At 67.9% G+C, this 26273-nt stretch carries 25 protein-coding genes; 10 read left to right on the forward strand and 15 right to left on the reverse strand.

Annotation, left to right across the window (positions count from 1 at the left end; genetic code table 11):
• Nucleotides 1–201 precede the first annotated feature (201 nt).
• Nucleotides 202–1506: an adenylosuccinate synthase gene (locus GEMRO_RS0104670; protein ID WP_027133084.1), complete on the forward strand. Its 1305-nt coding sequence runs from the start codon at nucleotides 202–204 to the stop codon at nucleotides 1504–1506.
• A gap of 44 nt (nucleotides 1507–1550) precedes the next feature.
• On the opposite strand, the gene GEMRO_RS27585 is transcribed toward GEMRO_RS0104670, so the two are convergent.
• The 14 genes from GEMRO_RS27585 to GEMRO_RS0104740 form a co-directional block, all read right to left on the reverse strand.
• Entirely contained in the window at nucleotides 1551–2768 is a 1218-nt protein-coding gene (locus GEMRO_RS27585) for an MFS transporter (protein WP_035486447.1), read from the reverse strand.
• Between the two features lie 4 nt (nucleotides 2769–2772).
• Entirely contained in the window at nucleotides 2773–4041 is a 1269-nt protein-coding gene (locus tag GEMRO_RS0104680) for a M16 family metallopeptidase (RefSeq protein ID WP_027133085.1), read from the reverse strand.
• The gene (gene thrC, locus GEMRO_RS0104685) at nucleotides 4038–5429 is read right to left on the reverse strand and encodes a threonine synthase (protein ID WP_035484755.1); all 1392 of its coding nucleotides are present in this window, start codon (nucleotides 5427–5429) and stop codon (nucleotides 4038–4040) included. Before thrC ends, GEMRO_RS0104680 begins: the two co-directional genes overlap by 4 nt.
• A gap of 23 nt (nucleotides 5430–5452) precedes the next feature.
• On the reverse strand, nucleotides 5453–6940 hold the full coding sequence (locus tag GEMRO_RS0104690; RefSeq protein ID WP_035484757.1) for a carboxypeptidase M32: 1488 nt from the start codon (nucleotides 6938–6940) through the stop codon (nucleotides 5453–5455).
• Nucleotides 6921–7886: a COX15/CtaA family protein gene (locus GEMRO_RS0104695; protein ID WP_027133088.1), complete on the reverse strand. Its 966-nt coding sequence runs from the start codon at nucleotides 7884–7886 to the stop codon at nucleotides 6921–6923. Before GEMRO_RS0104695 ends, GEMRO_RS0104690 begins: the two co-directional genes overlap by 20 nt.
• Complete coding sequence (locus GEMRO_RS0104700; RefSeq protein ID WP_027133089.1) at nucleotides 7883–8587, reverse strand: SURF1 family protein; 705 nt, start codon at nucleotides 8585–8587, stop codon at nucleotides 7883–7885. The genes GEMRO_RS0104695 and GEMRO_RS0104700 overlap by 4 nt, the downstream gene beginning before the upstream one ends.
• Nucleotides 8588–8599: 12 nt before the next feature.
• Entirely contained in the window at nucleotides 8600–8938 is a 339-nt protein-coding gene (locus tag GEMRO_RS0104705) for a DUF983 domain-containing protein (protein WP_240476598.1), read from the reverse strand.
• Between the two features lie 23 nt (nucleotides 8939–8961).
• On the reverse strand, nucleotides 8962–9822 hold the full coding sequence (locus GEMRO_RS0104710) for a cytochrome c oxidase subunit 3 (protein WP_035484759.1): 861 nt from the start codon (nucleotides 9820–9822) through the stop codon (nucleotides 8962–8964).
• 38 nt (nucleotides 9823–9860) lie between these two features.
• Nucleotides 9861–10454, reverse strand: coding sequence for a cytochrome c oxidase assembly protein (locus tag GEMRO_RS27590; RefSeq protein WP_035484761.1), 594 nt, complete (start codon nucleotides 10452–10454; stop codon nucleotides 9861–9863).
• A complete protein-coding gene (locus GEMRO_RS35620; RefSeq protein WP_035484762.1) occupies nucleotides 10451–10582 on the reverse strand; it encodes a hypothetical protein in 132 nt (43 codons plus the stop codon). Before GEMRO_RS35620 ends, GEMRO_RS27590 begins: the two co-directional genes overlap by 4 nt.
• Before the next feature lie 14 nt (nucleotides 10583–10596).
• Nucleotides 10597–11514, reverse strand: coding sequence for a heme o synthase (locus tag GEMRO_RS0104725; RefSeq protein ID WP_035484763.1), 918 nt, complete (start codon nucleotides 11512–11514; stop codon nucleotides 10597–10599).
• A 23-nt stretch (nucleotides 11515–11537) separates the two neighbouring features.
• Complete coding sequence (ctaD, locus tag GEMRO_RS0104730; RefSeq protein WP_027133093.1) at nucleotides 11538–13130, reverse strand: cytochrome c oxidase subunit I; 1593 nt, start codon at nucleotides 13128–13130, stop codon at nucleotides 11538–11540.
• A gap of 19 nt (nucleotides 13131–13149) precedes the next feature.
• Nucleotides 13150–14124 carry a cytochrome c oxidase subunit II gene (coxB, locus tag GEMRO_RS0104735; RefSeq protein ID WP_240476599.1) on the reverse strand — a complete coding sequence of 325 codons (975 nt, stop codon included), beginning with the start codon at nucleotides 14122–14124 and terminating at the stop codon, nucleotides 13150–13152.
• A 127-nt stretch (nucleotides 14125–14251) separates the two neighbouring features.
• Entirely contained in the window at nucleotides 14252–14962 is a 711-nt protein-coding gene (locus GEMRO_RS0104740) for an RsmE family RNA methyltransferase (protein WP_027133095.1), read from the reverse strand.
• 96 nt (nucleotides 14963–15058) lie between these two features.
• Between GEMRO_RS0104740 and ubiA the strand changes: the two genes are divergently transcribed.
• The 3 genes from ubiA to GEMRO_RS0104755 are packed head-to-tail and all read left to right on the forward strand — an operon-like array spanning nucleotide 15059 to nucleotide 18416.
• Nucleotides 15059–15973: a 4-hydroxybenzoate octaprenyltransferase gene (gene ubiA, locus GEMRO_RS0104745; protein ID WP_027133096.1), complete on the forward strand. Its 915-nt coding sequence runs from the start codon at nucleotides 15059–15061 to the stop codon at nucleotides 15971–15973.
• Entirely contained in the window at nucleotides 15955–17385 is a 1431-nt protein-coding gene (locus GEMRO_RS27600) for a YcjX family GTP-binding protein (protein ID WP_084506543.1), read from the forward strand. The genes ubiA and GEMRO_RS27600 overlap by 19 nt, the downstream gene beginning before the upstream one ends.
• Nucleotides 17382–18416 (forward strand): TIGR01620 family protein, encoded by a 1035-nt coding sequence (locus GEMRO_RS0104755; protein WP_027133097.1) that lies wholly within the window; start codon nucleotides 17382–17384, stop codon nucleotides 18414–18416. The genes GEMRO_RS27600 and GEMRO_RS0104755 overlap by 4 nt, the downstream gene beginning before the upstream one ends.
• Here GEMRO_RS0104755 and GEMRO_RS0104760 read toward each other — a convergent pair.
• Nucleotides 18398–18697 carry a hypothetical protein gene (locus tag GEMRO_RS0104760; protein ID WP_027133098.1) on the reverse strand — a complete coding sequence of 100 codons (300 nt, stop codon included), beginning with the start codon at nucleotides 18695–18697 and terminating at the stop codon, nucleotides 18398–18400. The two genes, GEMRO_RS0104755 and GEMRO_RS0104760, sit on opposite strands and share 19 nt — an antisense overlap.
• 168 nt (nucleotides 18698–18865) lie before the next feature.
• On the opposite strand from GEMRO_RS0104760, the gene GEMRO_RS0104765 reads away from it, so the two are divergent.
• From GEMRO_RS0104765 to GEMRO_RS0104790, 6 genes are all read left to right on the forward strand, one after another.
• Entirely contained in the window at nucleotides 18866–19675 is an 810-nt protein-coding gene (locus GEMRO_RS0104765; RefSeq protein ID WP_027133099.1) for an undecaprenyl-diphosphate phosphatase, read from the forward strand.
• Nucleotides 19676–19922: 247 nt separating this feature from the next.
• Nucleotides 19923–21251: an ammonium transporter gene (locus GEMRO_RS0104770; RefSeq protein WP_027133100.1), complete on the forward strand. Its 1329-nt coding sequence runs from the start codon at nucleotides 19923–19925 to the stop codon at nucleotides 21249–21251.
• A 131-nt stretch (nucleotides 21252–21382) separates the two neighbouring features.
• Nucleotides 21383–23179 carry a class I poly(R)-hydroxyalkanoic acid synthase gene (gene phaC, locus GEMRO_RS0104775; protein ID WP_051328692.1) on the forward strand — a complete coding sequence of 599 codons (1797 nt, stop codon included), beginning with the start codon at nucleotides 21383–21385 and terminating at the stop codon, nucleotides 23177–23179.
• Between the two features lie 148 nt (nucleotides 23180–23327).
• Nucleotides 23328–24512: a MotA/TolQ/ExbB proton channel family protein gene (locus GEMRO_RS0104780; protein WP_027133102.1), complete on the forward strand. Its 1185-nt coding sequence runs from the start codon at nucleotides 23328–23330 to the stop codon at nucleotides 24510–24512.
• Between the two features lie 6 nt (nucleotides 24513–24518).
• Nucleotides 24519–25754 carry a peptidoglycan -binding protein gene (locus GEMRO_RS0104785; protein ID WP_027133103.1) on the forward strand — a complete coding sequence of 412 codons (1236 nt, stop codon included), beginning with the start codon at nucleotides 24519–24521 and terminating at the stop codon, nucleotides 25752–25754.
• A gap of 118 nt (nucleotides 25755–25872) precedes the next feature.
• Nucleotides 25873–26238, forward strand: coding sequence for a hypothetical protein (locus GEMRO_RS0104790; RefSeq protein WP_157505455.1), 366 nt, complete (start codon nucleotides 25873–25875; stop codon nucleotides 26236–26238).
• Nucleotides 26239–26273: the final 35 nt, after the last annotated feature.

Here is a 26273-nt window from a genome sequence, read left to right on the forward strand (position 1 = left end):
TGGCGGATGCCGGCGACAGTCGCATGATCGCCCCGCAAGTGCGCTTTTGCGAAACGAACCCGGGAAGCCGGCCAGAATCAACGACTTGAAAAGATTCGACGCTCGGGTTCCCGCCGGCGCGGCCGGTGCCGTGCTCTCCAGGCTGGCACCCGGGCCGCACCTGCGCTACCAGCCTGCCGTCAAGAACGTCGGGATACGCAAATGGCCAACGTCGCCGTGATCGGCGCCCAGTGGGGCGACGAAGGCAAGGGCAAGATCGTCGACTGGCTCTCGGAGCGGGCCGACGTGGTGGTGCGCTTCCAGGGCGGCCACAATGCCGGTCACACCCTGGTGGTGGACGGCCAGACCTACAAGCTGTCGCTGCTGCCCTCGGGCGTGGTGCGGCAGAAGCTGTCGATCATCGGCAACGGCGTGGTGGTCGATCCGTGGGCGCTGCTGGCCGAGATCGACCGGCTGCGCGCGCAGGGGATCAACATCCGCCCGGAGACCCTGCGCCTGGCCGAGAACGCGTCGCTGATCCTGCCGCTCCATGCGGAGCTGGACCAAGCCCGCGAGCAGGCCCGCTCCGCCTCGAACATCGGGGCCGGCAAGATCGGCACCACCGGACGCGGCATCGGCCCGGCCTACGAGGACAAGGTCGCCCGTCGCGCGATCCGGGTCTGCGACCTGACCGACCAGACCCTGCTGGAAGGCAAGATCCACGACCTGCTCCTGCACCACAACGCGCTCCGGCGCGGCTTCGGCATTCCGGAGGTCCAGCCGGCCGAGCTGCTGGCGACGCTGGTGAGCCTGGCGCCCAAGCTCCTGCCCTTCTCCGAGCCGATCTGGCTGCGCCTGGCCGAGCTGAAGCGCAACGGCCGCCGCATCCTGTTCGAGGGCGCCCAGGGCGCCATGCTGGACGTCGACCACGGCACCTATCCGTTCGTCACCTCGTCCAACACCATGGCCGGCATGGCCGCCACCGGCTCGGGCCTCGGCCCGGACGCGGTCGGCTATGTGCTGGGCATCTGCAAGGCCTACACGACCCGGGTCGGCTCCGGCCCCTTCCCCACCGAGCTGTTCGACGAGACCGGCAAGCGCTTGGGCGAGCGCGGCCACGAGTTCGGCACGGTGACCGGCCGGCCGCGCCGCTGCGGCTGGTTCGACGCGGTGATGGTGCGCCAGGCGATCAAGGTCGGCGGCATCCACGGCCTGGCGCTCACCAAGCTCGACGTGCTGGACGGGCTGAAGACCCTGAAGGTCTGCACCGCCTACAGCCTGAACGGCCAGATCCTGCACCACCTGCCGGCCAATCCGGCCGCCCAGGCCGCCATCCAGCCGATCTTCGAGGAAATGGAGGGCTGGGAGGAAAGCACGGCGGGTGCGCGCCGCTTCGCGGACCTGCCGGCTGCCGCGATCAAGTACGTCAAGCGCCTGGAAGAGCTGGTGGAGGCGCCGGCGGCGCTGATCTCGACCAGCCCGGACCGCAACGACACCATCCTGGTGACCGACCCGTTCGCCGACTGAGCGGGCACCGACCGGGCAGACGCCGGACGGACGGGCCGTCGCCTCTAGGAACGCGCCAGGATCCGCACCAGGCGGAAGGCCAGGCCGGTGCCGACCAGGAGCACGATCCCCGACATGGCCATCGAGGTGGTCACGGCGGTCAGGTGGGCGATCTCGCCCCATAGCCAGCTGCCAGCGGCCATCGAGCCGAAGGTGATGGTCTGGTAGAGGGCGAGCTGGCGCGCTTCCAGGCCGCTGGCGGAGGCCTGCTGCACGGCGATGTTGAACGAGGAGAACGACCCGAGCCAGCCGACTCCGGACAGGGCCAGCGCCACCGCCAGCACCACGAGGTCCGAGGAGAAGGCGATCACCAGGGTGCTGCACGCCAGCTGCAGGCCGAGCCAGGTGACGACCGGCCCGGTGCCGAACCGGCGCCGGGCCGGATGGACCAGGAACGCCCCGCCCATCGCGCCGATGCCGAAAGCGCCCAGCAGCAGCCCGAAGGTCACCGCGTCGCCATCCAGACGGTCGCGCGCCACCAGCGGCAGGAGGCCCTGGATGCTCGACGCGCACAGGCTGAACACCGCGCAATAGGCCAGCACCGCCCGGATCTTCACGTTGTCCTTGGCAAAGCGCAGGCCGTCGCCGAGCGCCCGCACCATCTTGCCACGCAGCGCCACCCGCGCTGTCGGCCGCTTCCAGAAGGCCAGCACCAGGAGGAGCGGGAGGTAACACAGGGCGTTGGTCAGGAACGCCGCTTCGGCGCCGACCGAGGCAACCAGGATGCCGCCCAGCGCAGGCCCGACGGAGCGCGCCAGGTTGAAGCTGATGGCGTTCAGCGTCACCGCGGCGGCGATGGCCGGCAGCGGCACCACCTCGCGCACGATCGTCTGGAACGGCGTGTTGGCGAACGCGCTGCCAGCGCCCAGCACGAAGGTGAACGCCAGGAGCAGGATCGGCCCGGTCATATCGAGCCAGGTGCAGATCCCGAGCAGGGCCGCGGCGACGAACATGGTGCCCTGGCCGACCATGCAGACCACCCGCCGGTCGCCCACGTCGGCGAGGACCCCGGCCGGCAGGGCGAACAGCAGCATCGGCAAGAGCAGCGCCGACTGCACCAGCGCCACCCAGTCGGCCGTGCCGACCAGCTCGGTCATCAGCCATGCCGCCGCCACCGACTGGATCAGCCAGCCGAGATTGCTGACGGTGTTGCCGGCCCACAGGCGCCGGAACAGGGGCACGCCCAGCGGTGCCCCCAGTCCTTCGCCCGTGTCCTTGATCATCCGATCAGTGCCGCAGCCGGGCGGCCAGCAGGTCGTGCTCCGGCAGCTTGCGGCAGGGGCCCAGCGCGGTCACGGCGGGCTTCGGGGCCTGGAACATCCGGCGGGCAACCCTGCGGATGTCGTCGTGGGTCACCGCGTCGATCCGGGAAAGGATCTCGTCGCGCGGGATCCGCCGCCCATAGGTGAGCAGATGGCGCGCTGCGTCCTCGCAGACCCCGGCACAGTGCTCCAGACCCATCAGGAGGCCAGCCTTGGCCTGCGCCTTGGCGCGTACCAGTTCGACCTCGCTGATCCGGTCGGCCGAGCCGGCAAGCTCGTCGGTCAGAACCCGCGCCAGTTCGTCCAGGTCGCCCTCGCCGGTCCCGGCATAGACCCCGAACGTGCCGGTGTCCGGGAAGGCGTTGACGAAGCTGAACACCGAATAGGCCAGCCCGCGCTTCTCGCGCACTTCCTGGAACAGGCGGGAGGACATGCCGCCGCCCATGATCGAGGAATAGAGGTTCAGCGCGTAGATGTCCGGATCGTGGCAGGTCAGCGCCTCGACCCCGAGCACCAGATGGACCTGCTCCAGCTCCCGGTCCTCGCGCAGGTCGCCGCCCCGGTACTCGGCCTTGGCGAACGGCTCGGCCGGCGAGCGGGGCAGGTCGCCGAACCAGCGCTGGCCGAGTTCGACCAGCCGGTCGTGCTCAACCTGCCCGGTCGCCACCAGGATCATCTGCTCCGGCGCATAGTTGCGCTGCATGTGCTCGGCCAGCACCTGGCGCGGCATCGCCTCGACGATCTCGGGCGGTCCCAGGATCGAGCGACCGAGCGGCTGGTCCGGGTAGGCGGTCTCCTGCCAGAGGTCGAACACGAGGTCGTCGGGCGTGTCCTCGACCTGGCCGATCTCCTCCAGCACCACCTTGCGCTCGCGCTCCAGTTCCTCCTGGTCGAGCGTCGAGTGCTCGACGATGTCGGCCAGGATCTCGGTCGCCAGCGGCAGGTCGCCGCCCATGATCCGGGCGTGGTAGGCGGTATGCTCGCGCGACGTGTAGGCGTTGAGCGAGCCGCCCACGTCCTCGATCGACTCGGCGATCTGCTTGGCCGAGCGGGTCTCGGTACCCTTGAACGCCATGTGCTCCAGGAGATGGGAGACGCCGTTGACGCTCTCGTGCTCGTGGCGGGTGCCGACATCCACCCATACGCCCACGGCACTGGTGAGGAGGTGCGGCATCGGCTCGCTCGCGATGCGCATCCCGTTCGCGAGCGTGGTGAGGCGGAAAGTTTCGGTCATGCCGTCCTGCGGATATGGTCCTGGATGCTGCGCAGATCGGCTGGCAGCACGGTGAAGCGCTCGTCGCGCCCATAGAGATCGGCCATCCAACCCGGCAGTTCCGGACGGCGGCCGATCGCCGCCTCCACCGCGTCGGGAAACTTGGCCGGATGGGCGGTCGCCAGGGTGACCCGGGTGGCGTCGCCGTCGGGGATCACCGCGCGGGCTGCAGCGACGCCCACGGCGGTATGCGGGTCGATCACCTCGCCGGTCGTGGCGAACACCTCCCTCATGGTCGCCGCCACCGCCGCCTCGTCGACGGCATGGCCAGCCAGGAGCCGCCGGATGCGCTGCACGCGGTCGGCCTCGACCTCCAGGCGGCCTTCCTTAGCGAACCGCTCCATCTGCGCCCGCAGGCGCTCCGGATCACGATCCTCCAGCTCGAACAGCAGGCGCTCGAAATTGCTGGCGACCTGGATGTCCATGGACGGGCTGGTCGTGGGCATCACGTTGCCCTTGGCGTAGCTGCCCGTCTCCAGGAAGCGCGCCACGATGTCGTTGCTGTTGGTGGCCGCCACCAGCCGATGGACCGGCAGGCCCATCGCCCGGGCGATCGTGCCAGCATAGACATCGCCGAAGTTGCCGGTCGGCACGGAAAAGGCCAGCGGGCGCTCCAGCCCGCCCAGCCGCACTGCCGCGTAGGCGTAGTAGACGGCCTGCGCCGCCAGGCGGAACCAGTTGATCGAGTTGATCGCCGCCAGGCGGTGCTCGTCCCGGAAGCCCTTATCGTTGAACATCTGCTTCACGAGCGCCTGGCAGTCGTCGAACGTGCCCTGCACCGCGATGTTGACGACGTTGTCGGCCATGACCGTGGTCATCTGCCGGCGCTGCACCTCGGAGACGCGCCCCTCGGGATGCAGGATGACGATCCGCATGTTGGCGCGGCCGGCACAGGCCGCCAGGGCCGCCGAGCCGGTGTCGCCCGAGGTGGCGCCGACGATGGTAATGGTCTCGCCGCGCCTATCCAGGACATGCTCGAACACCCGCGCCAGCAGCTGCAGCGCGAAGTCCTTGAACGCCAGGGTGGGCCCATGGAACAGCTCGAGCAGCCAGTCGTCCGGACCGATCTGGGTCAGCGGCGCCGTCGCGGCATGGGTGAAGGTCGCATAGGTCTGCGCCACCATCGTCCGGAAGACCCCATGCTCGATGGTGCCCTCCAGGAACGGCCAGAGAACGATCTCGGCGGTTTCGGCGTAGGAACGGCCCTTGAGGGACTGCCAGACGTCCGGCGTCAGCTTCGGCGTCGCGATCGGCAGGAACAGGCCGCCATCCTCGGCGAGGCCGGCCAGCAGCACGTCCTCGAACTGGCGCACGCCGGCGCCACCGCGCGTGCTGATATAGGCGACCATGCTGCTTCGACCCCGTCTGCTTCTCAGTGACCGCTCAAGTAGCGCGCGCGCAGGTGATCCAGGAAGGCGTCCGGCCCCAGCGTCTCCCCGGTGATGCGCGCCAGGAGCTGGTCGTAGGTGAACCGGCAGCCCTGCTCGTGCACGTTGGACCGCAGCCAGGGCAGGATCGCCCGGAACGAGCCTTCCGCCAGCTGCTCGTGGGCATCCGGGATGTCCTTCAGCATCGCCCGGAACAGCTGGGCGGCCATCAGCGCACCCAGCGTGTAGCACGGGAAATAGCCGAACGCACCGACCGGCCAGTGGATGTCCTGCAGGCAGCCGCGCCGGTCGTCCGGCGGGACGATGCCGAGTAGTTCCTCCATGCCCTCGTTCCACGCCCCCGGCAGGTCCGCGACCGCCAGATCGCCGGCGATCATCGCCTTCTCCAGGCGCCAGCGCAGGACGATGTGCAGGGGATAGGTGGTCTCGTCCGCGTCGACCCGGATGAAGCCCTTCTCCACCCGGTTCACCAGCGCGCTCAGATTGCCGGCCGTCAGCGCCGGATCATCCTTGCGCCCGAATACCGCCCGCGCCCGTTCGGCCAGATGGGCGGTGAACGGGCGGGAACGGCTGGCCTGCATCTCCATGAACAGGGACTGGCTCTCGTGCACGATCATACCGCGGGCATCGCCCACCGGCTGGTGGCGCCACGCCTTCGGCTGTCCGGCGGTGTAGAGCGCATGCCCCAGCTCGTGCAGCACGCCCATCATCGCCTGGAGGAAATCATCTTCCTCGTAGCGGGTGGTGATCCGCACGTCGCCGGGAATCCCGCCGGAGAACGGATGCGCGCTCTCGTCGAGCCGGCCCTGGTCGAAGTCGAAGCCGATCGCGCCCATCAGTTCGGTGGCCAGCGCCTTCTGGCGCTCCACAGGGAATGGCCCGCTCAGCCCGATCGCCGCCGGTTGCCGGTCCAGCGCCGATTGCGAGATCGCCGGAAGCTCGTCGCCCAGCCGGGCGAAGATCGGGTCGATCGTCGCGCTGCGCAGTCCCGCCTCGTAGAGATCCAGCAGCGCGTCATAGGGTGTCAGCCCCTGCCGGTCCGCCAGGGCCTGCGCCTGCTCCCGGGTGAGCCGGACCACCTCCTCCAGCGACGGCTGTAGGTCGGCGAACCGGCTGTTCGCCCGCGCCTCCCGCCAGGTCATCTCGCACGCGGTGGTCGCCCGGGCGATCGCTTCCACCAGGGCTGGCGGCGTGGCGGTCGCCTGGACATGCCGCCGGGTCATCTCGGCGAGGTTGGCAGCCTGCCAGTCGTCCAGCTGCTCGTCCGCGGCGCGCCGCAGAAGGTCGACCATCTCGGGAGCGGTCACCAGGTCATGGGCGAACCGCTTGAGCACCGCGGTCTGCTCGCCGCGTCCCTCGGCACCGCCCTTCGGCATGATCACCGCGGCATCCCAGGACAGGACGGCCAGGGCACCCTCGACGTTGGCGATGCGGGCGAAGCGATCCTGCAGCTCAGCGTAGGCTTGCGGCACCGAGGCCTCCGGACAAGTGGTACGAGGCGGCCGCGGCCGTGCTTCGCGCACGCCAGAACAGGTCGGCGACCAGGGCGAAGGTGAGCACGCCGGTCGCCTGATGCAACACCGCTTTCCAGATTGGGACCTCCAGCACGATCACCAGCGCGCCGAACATGATCTGAATGCAGACCAGGATGGCGGTGATCATGCTCTGGCGGCGCACCTCCTGCGGAACCCGGCCATCGCGCAGGCAGCCCACCAAGAGGACCACCAGCGAGACGGCGAAGGCTGCCGCGAGGTAGCGGTGGATCATGTGGATCACCTCGCCGCCATCGCTCCAGTCCGGAACCAGCCCGCCATTGCAGCTGGGCCAGGTGTAGCAGGCGAGCGAAGCGCCGGACTTGGCGGTGATCGCCGCCGACATCATCGCCAGCAGCGCCGTCACCATGGCGGCCAGCGCGGTGGGACGGATCCAGCCCGGTGCCGCGGCCGCGGTCGGGGCCCGCGTCCGGGCAGCGTCATGGATGCCCACGGCGATCACCAGCAGGATCAGCGCGTTGCCCAGATGGATCGCCACCGACCACGGGCTGTTGCGGTCAAGCACGGTCAGGCCGCCGAGCAGCCCCTGCACCAGCAGCAGAAGGACCATCAGGACCACTGACACAGCGAGGCGGGGATGGGCCGCACGGTGCCGCCAGCCCAGGAAGGCCACCACCAGCACCAGCGGACCCAGGACGACGCCGCCGATCAGGCGGTGCACCCATTCCAGCATCACCTGGTAGTACTCGTAGCCCATGTTGGGAACCTGCTCGAGGAGCGAAGGCAGCGGCAGCCAGTAGCCGTAGCAGGTCGGCCAGTCCGGGCAGGACAGGCCGCTATTGGTGGTGCGAACCACGCCGCCCAGCACGATCATCCCGAAGATGAGGATCGCGGTGAGGCCAGCGGTGCGACGCAGCGCGTTCATGATCTTGGATCCGTCCGTTCCGACGAAAAAACGAGGTAGACCAGGAGAAGGGCGAGAGCGAGCCCGTACCAGGTGATCGCATAGCCCAGGTGGTTGTTGGGCAGGTCGAGGCGAGGTGGCTTGGCCTGCACGGTGGCACCCGGCGATCCCGGCAGCAGTTGCAGCGCGACAGGCTCCAGCGGCCGGCCGAAGATCCGGCCAAGCTCCGCAAGGTCGATCCAGAACCAGTGGCCGGTCGCCGGGTCGTTGTCCGGCAGGAACCAGGTCTGCTGGTCTTCGCTGCGGTCACGCAGGATGGCATCGAGTTCCACCTGGCCTCCCGGCGGCGCCGGAGGCACGGAGGCTTCCGGGGTGAAGCCGCGGTCCACCAGCAGGGTCCGGCCGTCCGCGGTCTCGACAGCGCCGAGCAGGCGGCTGCCCAGCTGGCCGCCATGGCTCTCCACCCCGTACAGTTCCGGCGGACCGGGAGACGCCAGGAACCGGCCGACCACCCGGACCCGCCGCCAGGCAACGGCGGCGGGATCGTCCAGCCGGACCTCGTCCAGCAGGACCGGCTCCGCCGTGGTCCGTTCCTCCATCCTCTGCAGCAGGTCGTTCTTCCACTGCAGGCGCTGCACCTGCCAGGTGCCGAGGCTCGCCAGGATCAGAAGAACGACCAGGGTGATGACGGTGGGAAGCGGCCGGGGCCGGAAGCGACGCATCGGATCTGTGTCTCAGGAGCCGCGGTCGAAGTCGTCGCGGCGGTGCCGGTACTGGAGCGCGATCAGCATGGCCTTGGCCGGCCGCATGATCGCCAGCACCAATACGACGGTGAGCGGCAGCCAGACCAGCATGTGCAGCCAGATCGGCCATTCCCAGGCCAGTTCGGCGAACAGGGCGCCGAAGACCACGATGCAGCCGACGATGAGGACGATGAAGGCGACGGGGCCGTCGCCGCTGTCCTGGCCGGACAGATCGGCGCCGCAGACATCGCAGCGGCGCCGGACCGTCAGGAACCCCTCGAACAGCCTGCCCTCGCCGCAGGCCGGACAGCGGCCATACAGGCCAGCCACAAGCGGCGAGGGAGGCTCCCGGCTCACCAACTGGTGGTCGTAGCCCAGGAGATGCTGCCGCCCCACCAGTAGACGCAAACGAACAGGAGGAGCCAGACGACGTCGACGAAGTGCCAGTACCAGGCAGCCGCCTCCAGACCGACATGCTTCTCGGGCAGGAACTGCAGGGTCGTCGCCCGGATGGCGCAGACCAGCAGGAACGACGTGCCGACGAAGACGTGGAAGCCGTGGAAGCCGGTCGCCATATAGAAGCTCGACCCGAAAATGCCGGACTTGATCGTCAGGCCCTCGTGGACGGCGTGGACATATTCGTAGACCTGGAAGCAGGTGAAGATCGCGCCCAGCAGCACGGTCAGCCAGAGAGCCTTGGCCGCGGTCCGGTTGTCACCCTCGCGGATGCAATGATGCGCCCAGGTCACCGTGGTGCCCGACAGCAGCAGGATCAGCGTGTTGAGGAAGGGGATGTCGAACGCCGGGATCGGCTCGATCCCAGCCGGCGGCCAGGTCTGCGGAACCAGCATCGGCGGGTAGATCGCGCCCCAGAAGAACGCCCAGAAAAAGGCGAAGAAGAACAGCACCTCGGAGGTGATGAACAGGGCCATGCCCAGGCGCAGGCCGAAGTTCACCGGCGCCGTGTGGTCGCCGCGCCGCGACTCCTTGATGACGTCGCGCCACCAGCCGAACATCGTGTAGAGCAGCGCCACGACGCCCAGGCCCAGGATCACCGGCCAGCCGGTGACATCGTGCATCCAGGTGGTCAGGCCCACCACGAACAGCAGGCCCGAGAACGCACCCACGAACGGCCACGGGCTCGGATCGACCAGATGATAGGGATGATTGGGTTTCTCGTGGTCGTGATGCGCCACGTCCGTGCTGGCCGCCATGCTCGCCTTCCTCTCAGAACCTACGACCGATCCAGAACTCAGCCCGCCGGTGTCACCGGTGAATTGCCCGTTGCCGGATCGGAAGCCTTGACCGACAGCTTACGTGTCTCTTCAGCGTCCTTGAAGAACGTGTAGGACAAAGTGATCTCGCGAATATCCTGGGCCTCGACGTCGTCCAGGATCGACGGATCGACGTAGAACGACACCGGCATGTCCACCTTCTCGCCCGGCTGCAGAACCTGCTCGGTGAAGCAGAAGCACTCGATCTTCAAGAAATGGGGACCCGCCGCGAACGGCGTCACGTTGAACGTGGCCGTCCCGGCGATCGGCTCCCGGGTGAGGTTCTCGGCCGTGTAGAAGACCAGCTTCTCCTCGCCCAGGCGCATCTTGACCGACCGCTGCGCCGGCTTGAACTCCCAGGGCATGTCCGCCGCCAGGTCGGCGTTGAAGAACACCGTCACCTCGGTGTCGGACACCTCGCGGGGTGCTGCCTCGGCGCGCTGGGTGGTGCCGCCATAGCCGGTCACCTGGCAGAACAGGTTGTAGAGCGGGACGGAGGCGGCCGTCAGCCCGACCATGCCGGCGATGACCGAGGCACACACCAGGCCGACCCGGACGTTCGAGACCGTCATGACGGGACGTTCGCCGACATGCGGACCATCGTCAGGAAGTAGAACAGGACCACGAACGCGAGCAGAAGCCCGCCGATCACGTAGTTCTTGGTCCGCCGCCGACGTTCCTGCTCAGGGGTGAGTTTCATGGCGATTGTTCCGTTCACGGCAGCACCAGCGGCAGGATGCGGTCGACGACCATCGCCAGGAACACGGCGAACAGGTAGATGATCGAGAACCGGAACAGCCGCATGGCCACGACATCGCTGCGGCTGCGCCGCAATTGCACGGCCCGGCGGAGGAACTCCCCGGACAGGGCGAGGGCGAGCACGCCGTAGACCAAACCGAGCTGGCCGGTCAGCGTGGGCAGGAGCGTCACCACGCCCAGCGCCACCGTGTACCAGAGGATCTGGTCCCGGGTGTGCTCCGCACCGGCCACGACCGGCAGCATCGGCACGCCGACCTTGGCGTAGTCGCCGCTCCGATAAAGGGCCAGAGCCCAGAAATGCGGCGGGGTCCAAAGAAACACGATCAGGAACATCAGCACGGGGAGCAGGTCCACCGTGCCGGTGACAGCGGCCCATGCCACCACGGGCGGCAGGGCGCCTGCGGCGCCGCCGATCACGATGTTCTGCGGGGTCCGCCGCTTGAGCCACATCGTGTACACGAAGACGTAGAAGCCGATCGTGAAGGCGAGCAGGCCGGCGGCCAGCCAGTTGGTGGCCAGCCCCAGCACCATCACCGACAGGATCGCCATGACGACGCCGAAGCCAAGAGCGTCCTCGGCGGCGATCCGGCCGGCAGCGGTGGGACGGTTGCGGGTCCGCGCCATCCGCGTGTCGATGTCGACATCGTACCAGTTGTTGATCGCGGCCGAGGCGCCGGCGCCCACAAGGATCGCCAGCAGGGTGACCGCCATCAGCAACGGATGCAGGGTGCCGGGCGCCAGAAACAAGCCGACCGCGCCCGTGAACACCACGAGCTGCATCACGTTCGGCTTCATCAGCGTGATAAAGTCGCGCGCGGAGGAGGCGGGTGCCTCCTCCAGCGTCGTCCCGGTTGCCCGCAGGCTCACCGCCATCGATTACGCTCCTAAAGCGTTGCTCACTTGACCTGGGGCAGGTCGTGGAAGGTGTGGAACGGCGGAGGCGAGCTCAGCGTCCATTCCAGGGTGGTCGCACCCTCGCCCCAGGGATTGTCCGCCACCTTCTCGCCGCTGGTGAAGGTCTTGTAGAGGACGAACAGGAAGTACAGGGCGCTGGCCGCCGAGATGAACGCGCCGACCGACGAGACCATGTTCCAGCCGGAGAACGCATCCGGGTAGTCCGGGATACGGCGCGGCATGCCGGCCAGACCCAGGAAGTGCATCGGGAAGAAGGCCAGGTTCACGCCGACGAAGGTCAGCCAGAAGTGGATCTTGCCCATGTGCTCCGGATACTGGCGGCCCGACATCTTGCCGATCCAGTAGTAGAAGCCGGCGAAGATACCGAACACGGCGCCCAGGCTCAGCACGTAGTGGAAATGGGCCACCACGTAATAGGTGTCGTGCATCGCCACGTCGATGCCGGCATTGGCCAGCACGACGCCGGTCACGCCGCCCACGGTGAACAGGAAGATGAACCCAATCGCCCAGAGCATCGGCGTGGTGAAGCGGATCGAGCCGCCCCACATGGTCGCGATCCAGGAGAAGATCTTGATGCCGGTCGGCACCGCGATGATCATCGTGGCAGCCGTGAAGTAAGCCTTCACGTTCACGCCCAGGCCCACGGTGAACATGTGGTGCGCCCACACCACGAAGCCGATCGCGCCGATCGCGACCATCGCGTAGGCCATGCCCAGATAGCCGAAGATCGGCTTCCTGGAGAAGGTCGACACGATGTGGCTGATGATGCCGAAGGCCGGCAGGATCATGATGTAGACTTCGGGATGCCCGAAGAACCAGAACAAGTGCTGGTACAGGACCGGATCGCCGCCGCCGGCCGGATCGAAGAAGGTCGTGCCGAAGTTGCGGTCGGTCAGCAGCATGGTGATGGCGCCGGCCAAAACCGGGACCGCCAGCAGCAGCAGGAAGGCCGTCACCAGGATCGCCCAGGCGAACAGCGGCATCTTGTGCAGGGTCATGCCCGGCGCGCGCATGTTGAACACGGTGGTGATGAAGTTCACCGCGCCCAGCAGCGACGACACGCCGGCCAGGTGGAGCGAGAAGATGGCGAGGTCGACCGCCATCCCCGGATGCCCGATCATCGACGAGAGCGGCGGGTAGACGGTCCAGCCGGTTCCGGCACCCCCGACGAACATGGTCGACATCAGCAGGAGGAAGGCCGGCACCAGCAGCCAGAAGCTGATGTTGTTCATCCGCGGGAACGCCATGTCCGGCGCCCCGATCATCAGCGGCATCATCCAGTTGCCGAAGCCGCCGATCAACGCCGGCATCACGAAGAAGAACACCATGATGAGGCCGTGGGCCGTCACCATCATGTTGTACATGTGGTGGTTGCCGCCCAGGATCTGGTCACCGGGGGCCATCAGCTCGGCGCGGATGACCATCGAGGCCAGCATGCCGATGATCCCGGCCGCCCCGGCGAACCACAGGTACATCGTGCCGATGTCCTTGTGGTTGGTGGAATAGACCCAGCGCCGCCAGCCTACCGGATGGCTCTCGGGGTGGACATGGGCATGGGTGGCTTCGTGCGCCATCACCTATCTCCGTTGCCGGTCAGCGCGGCGAAGCGAGGGCCGCGGCGGCATCCGCCACCACCACCCCGCCGCCAGCCAGCGCGAATTGCTCCTTGGCCGCCTCGGTCCAGGCGACGAAGTCCTCCTTCGTCACAGCCTTGATCGTGATCGGCATGAAGGCATGCAGGTCGCCACAGAGTTCCCTGCACTGCCCATAATACATCCCAGGCGCGTCGATCCGCAGCCAGCGCTCGTTCAGCCGGCCGGGCACCGCGTCGGTGGTCCAGCCCATGGAGGGCACGCCCCAGCTGTGGAGAACGTCGGCGGCGGTGATCTGCACGCGGATGTTGGTGCCAACCGGCAGCACCACAGCGTTGTCGGTGGTCAGCAGCCGCAGGTCCCCGGGCTTCAGATCCGAATCCTGCACCATGTTGGCATCGAAGCTGATGTTGCCGTGGTCAGGATACTCATAGGACCAGTACCACTGGTGACCCACGACCTTCAGCGTCATCTCCGTCTCCGGGACGACGTCGACATAGTACAGAAGCCGGAACGAGGGGATCGCGATGATCACCAGGATCAGCACGGGAACGGCCGTCCACACGATCTCCAGGATCGTGTGGTGCGAGCGCCGCGAGGGAACCGTGTTCCGCTTCTCGCTGAACCGCCAGCAGGTATAGACGAGCAGGACCAGCACGAAGAGCGAGATCGCGGTGATCACGACCAGCAGCAGGTTGTGGAACGCATGCATGCGGTCGTCGATCGGCGACGCCGCCGGCTGCAGATTCATCTGCCACGGCTCGGGTTGAGCCGCATAGGCGGCGAAAACTCCCCCGGCCAGCAAGATGGCCAGGGCCATCAGCAACACCGGTAGCGCGCGCACTCGCATCGACACCGCTTCCTTCTTTTTCCTCGTTCGTCGCCCCACCCGGACATCTCCGGAGGGGAGACCCGCAACATAGGCGAACGACGTCCTACCCGGGAAGTGCGCAACCTCCCGGCTCGCAGCGACCATATGGAGGAGGCACCACCGGCCGCGAGTGACAGATTGCCGCAAGTTTTTGCATCTCCGCGATTTATCGCGGGTTCTGCATCGATTCGACAGTGCGGGCGGGTCCCTTGGAAGCGTCGCCTTCGCCTCTTCAATGCAGCATCGCGAGCGCAGCAAGTCCGGCCAGCGCCGCGGTCTCGGCACGAAGGATCGTGGGAGCGATCCGGCCCCTCACCACCTGAGGCATCTGGGCCAGTTCCACCTCGTCCTCCGCTGCCAGCCCGCCTTCCGGTCCGACCAGGATATCGAGGTCGCCGCAATGGAGGGCGGCGAGATCCGCCACCCGCGCCTCCGCGGTCGGGTCGAGCACGAGCAGGGATCGGCCGGACCGGCGCAGCGATCCGATATCCGCCAGGATCGTCTCGCCGGCGATCTCCGGCACATCCAGGCGTCCCGACTGCTCGGCCGCTTCCATCGCGATGGTCGCCAGCCGCTCGACCCTCCCGAGCGGAGCGGCAACGCGCCGGGTCCGCACCGGCACGATCGTGCCCACATCCAGTTCGGTGGCCTTTTCCACCAGCCATTCCAGGCGCGGTCGCTTGATCACGGCCTGGAACAGGACCGGCGCGGTATTGCGCTCAGGCAGGTCGCGCAGCTTTGCGATCAGGTCGATGGAGACCCGCCGCCTGGCGATCTCGGCGATGCGACCGGCAAACCCGCCGCTCCTCCCGTCGAACAGCTCGACCGGATCACCTTCGCTGCGGCGCATCACCCGGCCGAGATAATGGGCGCGCGCCTCGTCGAGCTCGATGCTCGTGCCGGCAACGAGAGGCCCCGGCACAAAGAGCCGGATCGTGCTCAATCCCCAACCTCCATCGGCGCGGCCCTTACCTTGCCAGGCGGGCGGTCCTTGCGTGAGCGGCTTCGCGAAGAGGCTCTCTGCCGCTAAAAGGCCGGCATGTCGAACACGCCGTCCCTGTCCGTTGCCGATCGCCAGGTCAACTGGACCGATCGCCTGCCCCCGCGCCTGCGCCCCTACGCGATGCTGGCGCGCTGGGACCGGCCGATCGGGACCTGGCTCCTGCTGCTCCCGTGCTGGGCCGGGCTGGCCCTGGCGCCGGGCCTGCCCGACCCGGTCCTGCTGGTCGCCTTCGCGATCGGCGCGGTGGCGATGCGCGGGGCCGGGTGCACCGTCAACGACATGGCCGACCGCGACTTCGACCGCCGGGTCGAGCGGACCCGGGCGCGGCCGCTGGCCTCAGGCGCGCTCACCCTGACCCAAGCCGGCCTGTTCACCCTTGCCCAGGCGGCCGTAGGCGGGCTGGTTCTCCTGGTCCTGCCATGGCCCGCCGTGCTGATCACCCTCCTGGCCCTGCCGCTGGTCGTGATCTACCCGTTCATGAAGCGGATCACCTGGTGGCCGCAGGCCTTCCTGGGCCTGACCTTCAACTGGGGGATCCTGGTGGGCGGCGTGGCGGCGGGTGCGCCATGGCCGGCCATTCTCCTGCTCTATGCCGGGTCCATCGCCTGGACCATCGGCTACGACACGATCTACGCCCATCAGGACAAGGCCGACGACGCCCTGATCGGGGTGCGCTCCACCGCCCGGCTGTTCGGCGAACGGACCCATGGCTGGCTTTTGCTGCTCTACGCCACCACCATATCAGGCTGGGCAGCGGCGGGCTGGCTGGCGGGCAAGGGGCCTGTCTTCCTGGCCATCCTCCTGCTCATCGCGCTCTACCTGTTCCGCGAGGCCAGAACCGTGCCGATCGACGATCCGGCAGCTTGTCTGAATGCGTTCCGCCGCCACCGGTGGGTGGGGCTGGCCCTGGTTGCCGGGCTGGCGCTGGATGGATGGATGATCGGAACTTGAGGCTGGGCGGCTCCCTGTTCACCGCGATCGGTGACGAGATCGACGGCCTGCGGCGTGGCCTGACCGATCTGGCGACCGGGATGGTGCGCGACCGTACCAGGCTCGCGATCACCGGCCTGCGCCGCAGCGGCAAGACCGTGCTGACCACCTGCCTGGCCCACCACCTGCTGGAGCCGTCCGGCCTGCCGTTCTTGTCGGTGGTGGCAGAGAACCGGCTGGACGCTACCCGGCTGGTGCCGTTGCGCGACCTGCCGCCCTTTCCGGCCGAGGCCGCCATCGCCGGCCTGTCTGCCGCCGAGCCGGTCTGGCCCAAGCCCACCGATCGTCTGAGCGGCCTGAGCATCGAGATCCTCTACCGCACCGGCAACCGGATCGGCCGGCTGATCGATCCGACCCGCCGGCATTTCATCGAGATCGTCGACTATCCGGGCGAGTGGCTGCTGGACCTGCCGCTCCTGGAGCACGATTTCCGGACCTTCTCCGCTCAGGCGATGACGCTGGCCGACCGACCGATCCGCCAGCCCGCCGCTGCCGGCTGGCGCGCTCTTCTTGCGGGCCTGGATCCGACCGCTCCTGGCGACGCCGCGCTGGAGCGCAGGCTGGCCGACGCCTACAGCACCTATCTCCACACCTGCCAGGAGGAGATGGGTCTCTCCTTCATCCAGCCGGGCCGCTTCGTCGACCGCACCCGGGTCCTCGATGAGGAACTGGTGACCTTCTGTCCGCTTCCGCTGGCTTCGGGACCGTTTCCTCCAGGCTCGATCGGCGCCCGCTTCGAAGCGCGGTTCGAACGCTACCGCGACGAGATCGTGAAGGAGTTCTACCGCAGCAACTTCTCGCGCTTCGACCGGCAGATTGTCCTGGTCGATCTGCTCACAGCGCTGAACCGCGGGCCCGACCACTTCATCGACGTGCAGGAATCGATCGCGACGGTGGTTCGCTCGTTCCGCTACGGCAGCGGCAGCATCCTGACCAACTGGCTGACGCCGCGGATCGACCGGCTGGTGTTCGCCGCGACCAAGGCCGATCATATCGCGCCCTCGCAGCATGCGGCGATGAAGCAGCTCCTGGAGATCATGGTGGCTCCCTCCTCCCGCCACACCCGTTTTTCCGGCGCCCCCCACGAGGTCCTGGCCGTCGCGGCACTGCGCTCGACCGATGTGGTTCGCACGGAGCTGCACGGGCAGGTCCTGTCCTGCCTGAAGGGCCGCCTGGTCGAGACCGGCCAGGAGACCGTGCTGTTCCCTGGCGAGTTGCCGCCGGATCTGCCCGAGCCCGACGACTGGAACTCCGGGCGGTTCCGGTTCCGCGACTTTGCTCCAAGGCGCCTGCCGCGCGGCCGCAACGGCGCCTCCAGCCACATCCGGCTCGACCAGCTCCTGGAAGCAGCGATCGGGGATCGCCTGGCATGAAGCAGCAAGGTCCGATCCGGCCGTTCGAGCTGACCCCGGACGATCCGAGGGTGGGCACCGTCGAGGTGCCGCCGGAGCAGGAGCTCGATGAGGAGACTGCGGAGCTGATCCCGGAGCCGCCGGTCGGCCCGTCGCGTCGCGGCGCAGCCTTCTGGTTCAAGGTCTCGCTGGCCCTGCTGCTCGTCACCGTCCTGCTCGGCCAGTTCGTCCTGTGGGTGCGCGATCTGACGGCGGCCTCACCCTGGCTGGCCACGCCCCTGGGCGCTCTTGCGGTGGTGGCGGCGGTGACGGGGACGGCCCTGGCATGGCGGGGGCTGCTCCGCTGGCGGGCCCTGGACGAGCGTGCCGAGATCCGAGGCAGGATCGAGCGCCTTTCCGGCTCGGAACTGCACGGCGAGGCGCCGGAGCGTCTCCAGGAGGTCTCGCAGCTGATCCGGCCGGTACCGGGCATGCCTCAGGCGCTCACCCGGTACGAGCATCAGGCTTCCGACGCCCTGGCGGACGGCGAGCGCATCCAGCTCTACGAACGGGTGGTGCTGTCCGAGCTGGACGAGCGGGCAGTGCGGATCGTCGGCATGGGTGCGCGGGACATCGCGGTTCTCACCGCGGTCACGCCGACCGGCCTGCTGGACGCGCTGGTGGTGCTGACCCGGACCTTCTCGATGCTGCAGCGCCTGGCGGGCCTTTATGGGGTGCCGCCCGACCGGGTGACGGTGCTGCGCCTGATGCGGCTGAGCTTCCGCAACGCCGCGCTGGCCGGGGCCGCCGATGTCCTCACCCATGCCACCACCGAGCATCTGGGCGCCTCGTTCATGAGCATTCTGTCGGCCAAGGCCGGCCAGGGCGCCGGAAATGCGCTGCTCGCCGGCCGGCTTGGCCTGCAGGCCATCCGCCTGCTGCGTCCCCTGCCGTTCGTGACCCGCCGGCCTCCCCGCCTGGTCGACCTGCGCGGCCTGCTGGGCTTCGATCCGGCAGCGCCCTTCGACGCGCCGATGCGGCCTGCGCGGGAGCGTCAGGCAGAGAGGCGCTGAGTGACCCGGCGGGTCAGCCGCCCCAGCGCCATGCCGACCCGCTCGGCGAAGGACGGTTTGGGAGCCTCCGGCTTCGGCTGGATCACCATGCCGGTATCGCCGTCGATCACGGGGTGACCGTTGGCTGTCCCGCCATGGACTTCGCCCGGCGACGGCGTCCGCTCGCCATCGAAGCTGAACCGTTCGCTCAGCCCCTTGAGCATGCCACCCATGCGGATGAAGCGGGGCAGGAACAGCAGCAGCACCACTCCCGCGATCAGAATGACCTTCCAGGCGCTCAAACCCAAGACGCTCTCCTCACCCGATCGTCATGTCGCAGCGACCATAAGCGACCTGCCCTGCTGATAGACAGGGCTTTGCGCCAACTCTAGAGGAAGTTGCCTATCCGGGCGCCGCTGGCACGCCCGACGGCTCCGCCACGCGAGCAAATCCTACGGAACAGGTTGGTGATGGAAAGCGATCTCTCGCTCTTTCAGGCTGCGCTCTTGGGCATCGTCGAAGGCCTGACCGAGTTCCTCCCGGTCTCTTCCACGGGACACTTGCTGCTTTCCGGCTGGCTCCTCGGCGTCGACGAGCGGTTCGTCGACCTGTTCGTGGTGCCGATCCAGTTCGGAGCGATCCTGGCGGTCCTCAGCCTCTACGTGACCCGGCTCTGGGCGGTCGCGCGCAACCTCCCCCATTCCGCCGAAGCCCGGCGCTTCACCCTGGCGATCATCCTGGCCTTCCTGCCGGCCGCGGTGATCGGGCTGGCGCTGCACGGCCTGATCAAGAGCCTGTTCAGCCATGTGATCATCGTGCCGATCATGCTGATCCTTGGCGGAATCCTCATCCTGCTGATCGAGCGGTTCCATCCGCCGAGCGAGATCCATCGCGCCGAGGCGATGACGCCCCTGCGCGCGCTTCTGATCGGCTTCTGCCAGGCCCTGGCGATGGTCCCCGGCGTCTCGCGCTCGGGCGCCACCATCATGGGCGCCCTGGTGATGGGGGTGGATCGGCGCGCCGCTGCGGAGTTCAGCTTCTTCCTGGCGATGCCGACCATGCTGGCGGCAGCTTCCTATGACCTCTGGAAGCAGCGCGACGTCATCACCTTCGACGATGCCGGCATGATCGCGGTGGGGTTCGTCTGCGCCTTCGTGAGCGCGGCCCTGGTGGTCAAAGCGCTGCTGGCCTTCCTGGCACGCAACACGTTCCGCGTGTTCGGCTGGTACCGGATCGTGGTGGGGCTGATCATGCTGGCGGCAATCACCCTGGCCGCATGAACCATTGACTATTTTACAGGCAGCAGGGTCACATACCCCCTGCCTTCCCGACTAAAAATTAGGCAACAAGCGGAAACGCCGCTTCCGGAAGCGACGTCGGCAACTTCGGCACGGTTCTTGAAAGTCCAGTGGTGGCTCGGGTGTCGGTACGGCGATGCGTTCCCGTATCCAGGCCTGAAACACAGAAAAGTGGACGCGCCGCTTGGCCCCTACCCTGGCGACGCGGCGTCGCGATAGAGGATCATCGATGAGCCGCCGATCTGCCTTCCTCACATCCCTGCCGGCCATGTTCCTGGCGAGCCTGCCGGCGCTCGCCCAGGAGACAGCGCCGGCGGCCGACGCCATCACGGAAGCCGCCGAGACGGTCGCCGCGATCGACAGTGGCGATACGGCATGGATGCTGATCTCCACCGCCCTCGTGCTGCTGATGGTCATCCCCGGCCTGGCCCTGTTCTATGGCGGCATGGTCCGCAAGATGAACGTGCTGGCCACGGTGATGCAGACTTTCGCCGCCACCTGCCTGCTCGGCCTCATCTGGATGATCGTGGGCTATTCGATCGCCTTTGGCGAAGGCAATGCCTTCTTTGGTGACTTCTCCCGCGCCTTCCTGGCGGGCGTGGACCTGGAGACCATGTCCGGGACCATCCCGGAATCGGTGTTCGTCGCCTTCCAGATGACCTTCTTCATCATCACGCCGGCCCTGATTGCGGGCGCCTTTGCCGACCGCATGAAGTTCTCGGCCATGCTGTGGTTCTTCGGTCTCTGGTCGGTGATCGTCTACGCGCCGGTCTGCCACATGGTGTGGGCCGCCAACGGCTACATGTTCGGCGATGGGGTGCTGGACTTCGCCGGCGGCACGGTCGTGCACATCAACGCCGGCATCGCCGGGCTGGTGGCGGCGATCGTGCTGGGCAAGCGCATGGGCTATCCGACCACGCCGCTGCCGCCGCACAACCTGGTGCTCAGCGTCATCGGCGCGGGCCTGCTCTGGGTGGGCTGGTTCGGCTTCAACGCCGGCTCGGCGCTGGCCGCCAACGGCCGGGCCGGCATGGCGATGCTGGTCACGCTGATCGCGCCTGCCGCCGCAGGACTGGCGTGGATGTTCGCGGAGTGGGCAGTGAAGGACAAGCCGTCGGTCCTGGGCCTGATCTCCGGCGTCGTCGGCGGCCTGGTCGCCATCACCCCCGCCGCCGGCTTTGTTGGCCCGGCAGGCGCCCTGGTGATCGGCCTGATCTCCGGCCTGGTCTGCTTCTGGGCCTCCACCAGCCTCAAGCATATGCTGGGCTATGACGACAGCCTGGACTGCTTCGGCGTCCATGGCGTCGGCGGCATCGTCGGCGCGATGCTCACGGGCGTGTTCGCCCTGGAAGCCATCGGCGGCACCCCCGGCCTGCTCGAGGGCAACCCGGCACAGCTCTGGATCCAGATCAAGAGCGTGCTGATCACCGTCGTCTACTGCGGGATCCTCTCCTTTGTGATCCTGAAGGTGATCGACCTGGTGATCGGCCTGCGGGTCGACAAGGATGTCGAGCGCGAGGGCCTCGATCTGGCGCTGCACGGCGAAGCGGTGCACTGAGCCCTTCCCCGTTCGCGTCTCGCGAAGAGGCCGCCGGATCTTCCGGCGGCCTCTTTCACGTCCAGCTGCGGCTGGCGATCGGCCGTTGCGGCGCCATCTCTCTTGTATCGTGACCTCGAAGGAGGACCGGGTTGGACCTTGCAGCCGATCGACCTAACGACGTCATCCTGGATCGCCGCGCCCAGCGCGCCACTCTGCTGTCCGAACGGGCAGCCCGGGTCCTCAAGTCGATGCTCGAACGCGACCCCACCGACCGGTTCACGATCCCCGATCCGGAGGTGATGAGCCAGGCATTCGGCGAGCTCGGCAAGGCCCTTCTCAAGGACCCGGAGCGGCTGGCGCAGGCGCAGATGCGGCTGTGGCTGGACCACGGGCGGTTGTGGAACGCCCAGTTCATGAAGCTGTTCGGCGGGCCGACCATCGCCGTGGCCGAGCCCGAACCGCACGATCGCCGCTTCAAGGACGAGGCCTGGACGCAGTCACCTGCCTATGACTGGCTCAAGCAGTCCTATCTCGTGAACGCGCGATGGCTAAAGGAGGTCGTGGCGGACGTCACCGATCTGGATCCGAAGACCCGCGCCAAGGTGGAATTCTATACCCGGCAGATGATCGACGCCTGCGCGCCCACCAATTTCGCGTTGACCAACCCGGTAGCCCTGGCCCTGGCCGCGGAGACGGGTGGGGAAAGCCTGCTCGACGGCCTGGAGCACCTGCTGGACGACATGGAGCGCGGGCGTGGCGAGTTCATGCCGGCCATGACCCCGCACCAGGCCTTCCGGCTGGGCGAGGACATCGCCACCACCCCAGGCTCGGTGGTCTTCCGCAACGACCTGATCGAGCTGATCCAGTACGCGCCTTCGACACCAGAGGTCGCCAGGACGCCGCTCCTGATCGTGCCGCCGTGGATCAACAAGTTCTACATCCTCGACCTGAAGCCCAGGAACAGCTTCATCCGCTGGGCGGTGGAGCAGGGCCAGACCGTGTTCCTGATCTCCTGGGTCAACCCCGACGCCAGCCTGGCGGGTAAGTCCTTCGAGGACTATCTGCGCGAAGGCCCGCTTGCCGCCATGGACGCGATCCGGGAGCAGACCGGCGAGCCTGCGGTCAACATCATCGGCTACTGCCTGGGCGGGACCCTGACCGCCTGCCTGCTCGCCCATCTGGCGGCGGCCGGCCAGACTGAGCGCATCCGCGCCGCCACCCTGTTCACCTGCCTGACCGACTTTGCGGATCCCGGCGAGGTCGGCGTCTTCATCGACGACGATCAGGTCGAGCGCCTCGAGCGGCACATGGAGCGCAAGGGCTACCTGGAAGCCAGCTACATGGCCCGGGTGTTCGCCATGCTGCGGGCGAACGACCTGATCTGGGGGTTCGCGGTCAACAACTACCTGATGGGGCGCGAGCCGGCCGCCTTCGACCTCCTGCACTGGAACGCCGACGGCACGAGGATGCCGATGATGATGCATGCGTTCTACCTGCGCGAGATGTACCTGAAGAACCGTCTGGTCGAGCCTGGCGCACTCACCCTGCTGGGCACGCCGCTCGATCTCGGCAGGATCGAGTTGCCGGTCTTCTTCCTGAGTACCCGCGACGACCATATCGCGCCCTGGAAGAGCACCTATGCCGGCAGCCGCCGCTTCGGCGGGCCGGTCCACTTCGTCCTGGGCGGTTCCGGGCATATCGCCGGGGTGGTCAATCCTGCCGGCTCGGCCAAATACGGCTTCCATACCGGCGAGACCGACACCGACGATCCCGAGGCATGGCTTGCCGCCGCGTCCGGCCATTCCGGCTCCTGGTGGCCGCACTGGCGCGAATGGCTGCGGCCGTTCGAGGATGGCCAGGTCGCCGCGCGCGACCCGGCGGCTGGTCCGCTGGCCGTGCTGGACGCCGCGCCCGGCCGCAATGTCCTGGTTCGTGCGGATTCCTGACGGCACGACCGACGCGTGCCCAATCGTCCACAACCCGTACGCGAAGCTGTATGGTAGGTCGCTCGCCCGGCGATTTCGACGTGTCGCCCGTGCCGCACTCCGCTAGGGTCGTGGCGGTACCGAACGTCGCACGAGCCAGATCCCGCCGATGTCCACCCCGCAGCGCTACCTGACCCGGACGATCCTGTTCCTGATCGTCGTCCTGATCGTTGTCGGCGTGCTGTACCGGGTCGTTCTCGATGCGTTCAGCCACAATCTCGCGATCAACGGCCTGATCCTGCTCGTGGTGCTGACCGGCATCGCCTACACGTTCCGCCGGATCCTGCAGCTCCGCCCCGAGATAGAGTGGCTGGAGGCCTATCGGACCGCCTCGCCCGGCTTCTCGGTCCAGGACCCGCCGACCCTGCTGTCGCCCCTGGCGACGGTGCTGGCCCAGAGCAGCAAGAAGAACCGCTCGTCGCTCTCGGCCGTGTCGATGCGCTATCTCCTGGACAGCATCGACAACCGGCTGGAGGAAAGCCGCGAGATTTCGCGCTATCTTTCCGGCCTGCCGATCTTTTTGGGCCTGCTCGGCACCTTCTGGGGCCTGATCCTGACGATGGGCTCGATCGGCGAGGTCATCAACGGCCTCTCGATCGGCGGCGGCGAGCTCGTCCAGATCTTCGAGGACCTGAAGGCGGGCCTGACCGCCCCCCTGGCCGGCATGGGCACCGCCTTCTCCGCCTCGCTGTTCGGCCTGGCCGGCTCGCTGGTCCTGCGCTTCATCGACCTGCAGGCGACCCGGGCGCAGAACGTCTTCTACAACGAGCTGGAGGAGTGGCTCTCCAGCCAGGCCCAGCTGTTCGGCGCAGATACCGTCCCCGCCCCGGTGAGCGGGTCCTCCCGCCTGTCGGAGCTGGCCACCTCCGCGCCGCTGCCGGCCTATGTCCAGGCGCTGCTCCAGCAGACCGCCGAGAACCTGGAGCAGATGCAGCGGGTTCTCACCCATGGCGAGGAAGACCGCAGCAAGCTGGCGCGCGGGATCAACGACCTGGGCGAGCAGCTGGGCGTGCTGAACGACCATCTGTCCGGCCAGCAGCGCATGCTGGTGAAGCTGTTCGAGGCGCAGGACAGCCTGGTGCAAACCTTCGCACGGGCGAGCGACCCGACCCGCTCGCCGCTCGACGAGCAGACCCGCAGCCATGTCCGCAACCTCGACCTGCAGCTCGCCCGGCTGATCGACGAGCTGCGCCGGGGCCGCGAGGACACCACGCGCGAGCTGCGCAACGAGATCAAGATGGTGAGCCGGGTGATCGCGGTGGCGGCCGGCGAGCCGGACATGGCCAGGGACTGAGCGACCGTGGCACGTTCACGCCGCGAGCGCGGCGAACAGGACGACATCTGGCCGGGCTTCGTGGACGCGCTGTCCACTCTGCTCATGGGCATCACCTTCCTCCTGGTGGTGTTCGTGCTGGGCCAGTTCTTCATGAGCCGCCTCCTGGCCGGCCGGACCGAGCAGATGGACCGGCTGCAGGTCCAGGTCGCGGACATGGCGAGCCAGCTCGAGCTCTCCCAGGACGAGGCCGACGAGCTCCGGCGCAACCTGCGCCGCCTCGATGCCGACCTGCGCGGGCTCACCACCGAGCGCGACGACCTGCAGGCGCAGCTGCAGAGCAGCGAGGAGAGCCGCACCTCCCTCTCGGACCGGCTGGCCAGCGTGCTGGCGCAGACTGCGACCCTCTCCCGCAATCTCGAGGACACCCGCGGCTCCCTGGAGCAGGAGAACCGGACCCGCGCCGAGCTGGAAGAGGCTCTTGCTTTGGCGCGCGAGCAGATCCGTGCCGATCGCGCCACCGTGGAACTGCAGGTGGGGCAGCTTGCCGAGCTGCAGCAGCAGATCGCCGCGCTCGAAGCGACCCGGGACCGGCTGCAGGACGAGAAGGGCGCGGTTTCCACCTCGCGGGACGAGGCGCTGGCACAGGTGGCCCTGCTCAACCAGCAGATCAGCGAGCTTGGCGGCCAGCTCGCCCTGCTCGGCGAGGCCCTGGAGGTCAAGCAGCAGGAGATCGATGACCAGGCCGAGTCGATCGCGGATCTGGGCCGCAAGCTGAACCTGGCGCTGGCCGACAAGGTGCTGGAGCTGTCACAGTTCCGCTCCGACTTCTTCGGCCGGTTGCGCGGGATCCTTGGTGAGCGCCAGGGCGTGCAGATCGTCGGCGACCGGTTCGTCTTCCAGTCGGAAGTGCTGTTCGACAGCGGCAGCGCCACCCTCAAGCCGGAGGGCGAGGATCAGCTGGCCGCCTTCGCCGAGACCCTGGAGGGCATCATCGACGAGATCCCCGAGGACCTGCCCTGGATCCTCCGGGTGGATGGCCACACCGACAAGCGCCCGATCAGCACCCCGACCTTCCCGTCGAACTGGGAGCTTTCCACGGCGCGCGCCATCAACGTCGCCCGCTTCCTCGTGGCGAACGGCCTGCCGGCCGATCGCGTCGCCGCCGCCGGATTCGCCGAGTTCCGTCCGATCGACCCGGGCGAGAGCGAGGAAGCCTACCGCCGCAACCGCCGCATCGAACTCCAGCTTACCAATTTCTGAGCAGGCGTCCGGTCGCAGCTTGCGCGGAGCGTGCGACGCCGCAGAATGGGCGTGCTACTCGTGCCCTGTCCCCGGTTGCTCGAACACCGGGGCGGGCACCCGGGGGGAAATCGGCTGGATGGCAGCTTCTTCGCGAACGGCCTCGAAGGTGGAGCGTGAGCCGGATTTCGTCGGCATGGTCGAGCGCCACCGCGAATCACAAGGCTTTTGGGCCAAATGCGCCTTGGTGCTGGCGCTGCTCGGGCTGCTGGTCGCCGGCTACGGCCTGACCGCTGCGGTCGGCTGGCGCTCGGGCACCTTCTGGCTCGGCCTGTTCATCGCCGCCACGGCCGTCTTCCCGATCAGGGAAATGCTGGATCGCCGCGATCGTGCCGCCGAGCTCGAGAACCTGCGCGGCGTGTGGAGGTCGATGATCAAGGCCCCCGATACCACGCCCGCCGACATCGACCGCCTCTCCGGCATCATTCGCAAGACCCACGGCTGACCGGCGGTCGCCGCGCCAGACAACGAGACCAAGAG

The organism is Geminicoccus roseus DSM 18922 (assembly GCF_000427665.1).
In the GTDB taxonomy this organism is placed as follows: Bacteria; Pseudomonadota; Alphaproteobacteria; order Geminicoccales; family Geminicoccaceae; genus Geminicoccus; species Geminicoccus roseus.

What these genes read in the sequence shown, in the direction of transcription:
- GEMRO_RS27590 (WP_035484761.1), bottom strand. Translation starts at nt 10,454, where the DNA reads ATGACGGTCTCGAACGTCCGGGTCGGCCTGGTGTGTGCCTCGGTCATC.
- thrC (WP_035484755.1), bottom strand. Translation starts at nt 5,429, where the DNA reads ATGGTCGCCTATATCAGCACGCGCGGTGGCGCCGGCGTGCGCCAGTTC.
- GEMRO_RS0104765 (WP_027133099.1), top strand. Translation starts at nt 18,866, where the DNA reads ATGGAAAGCGATCTCTCGCTCTTTCAGGCTGCGCTCTTGGGCATCGTC.
- GEMRO_RS0104725 (WP_035484763.1), bottom strand. Translation starts at nt 11,514, where the DNA reads ATGGCGGTGAGCCTGCGGGCAACCGGGACGACGCTGGAGGAGGCACCC.
- GEMRO_RS0104710 (WP_035484759.1), bottom strand. Translation starts at nt 9,822, where the DNA reads ATGGCGGCCAGCACGGACGTGGCGCATCACGACCACGAGAAACCCAAT.
- GEMRO_RS35620 (WP_035484762.1), bottom strand. Translation starts at nt 10,582, where the DNA reads ATGAAACTCACCCCTGAGCAGGAACGTCGGCGGCGGACCAAGAACTAC.
- GEMRO_RS0104670 (WP_027133084.1), top strand. Translation starts at nt 202, where the DNA reads ATGGCCAACGTCGCCGTGATCGGCGCCCAGTGGGGCGACGAAGGCAAG.
- GEMRO_RS0104755 (WP_027133097.1), top strand. Translation starts at nt 17,382, where the DNA reads ATGAAGCAGCAAGGTCCGATCCGGCCGTTCGAGCTGACCCCGGACGAT.
- ubiA (WP_027133096.1), top strand. Translation starts at nt 15,059, where the DNA reads ATGTCGAACACGCCGTCCCTGTCCGTTGCCGATCGCCAGGTCAACTGG.
- GEMRO_RS0104780 (WP_027133102.1), top strand. Translation starts at nt 23,328, where the DNA reads ATGTCCACCCCGCAGCGCTACCTGACCCGGACGATCCTGTTCCTGATC.
- GEMRO_RS0104790 (WP_157505455.1), top strand. Translation starts at nt 25,873, where the DNA reads ATGGCAGCTTCTTCGCGAACGGCCTCGAAGGTGGAGCGTGAGCCGGAT.
- GEMRO_RS0104695 (WP_027133088.1), bottom strand. Translation starts at nt 7,886, where the DNA reads ATGAACGCGCTGCGTCGCACCGCTGGCCTCACCGCGATCCTCATCTTC.
- GEMRO_RS27600 (WP_084506543.1), top strand. Translation starts at nt 15,955, where the DNA reads ATGGATGATCGGAACTTGAGGCTGGGCGGCTCCCTGTTCACCGCGATC.
- GEMRO_RS0104770 (WP_027133100.1), top strand. Translation starts at nt 19,923, where the DNA reads ATGAGCCGCCGATCTGCCTTCCTCACATCCCTGCCGGCCATGTTCCTG.
- GEMRO_RS0104680 (WP_027133085.1), bottom strand. Translation starts at nt 4,041, where the DNA reads ATGACCGAAACTTTCCGCCTCACCACGCTCGCGAACGGGATGCGCATC.
- ctaD (WP_027133093.1), bottom strand. Translation starts at nt 13,130, where the DNA reads ATGGCGCACGAAGCCACCCATGCCCATGTCCACCCCGAGAGCCATCCG.
- coxB (WP_240476599.1), bottom strand. Translation starts at nt 14,124, where the DNA reads ATGGTCGCTGCGAGCCGGGAGGTTGCGCACTTCCCGGGTAGGACGTCG.
- GEMRO_RS27585 (WP_035486447.1), bottom strand. Translation starts at nt 2,768, where the DNA reads ATGATCAAGGACACGGGCGAAGGACTGGGGGCACCGCTGGGCGTGCCC.
- GEMRO_RS0104700 (WP_027133089.1), bottom strand. Translation starts at nt 8,587, where the DNA reads ATGCGTCGCTTCCGGCCCCGGCCGCTTCCCACCGTCATCACCCTGGTC.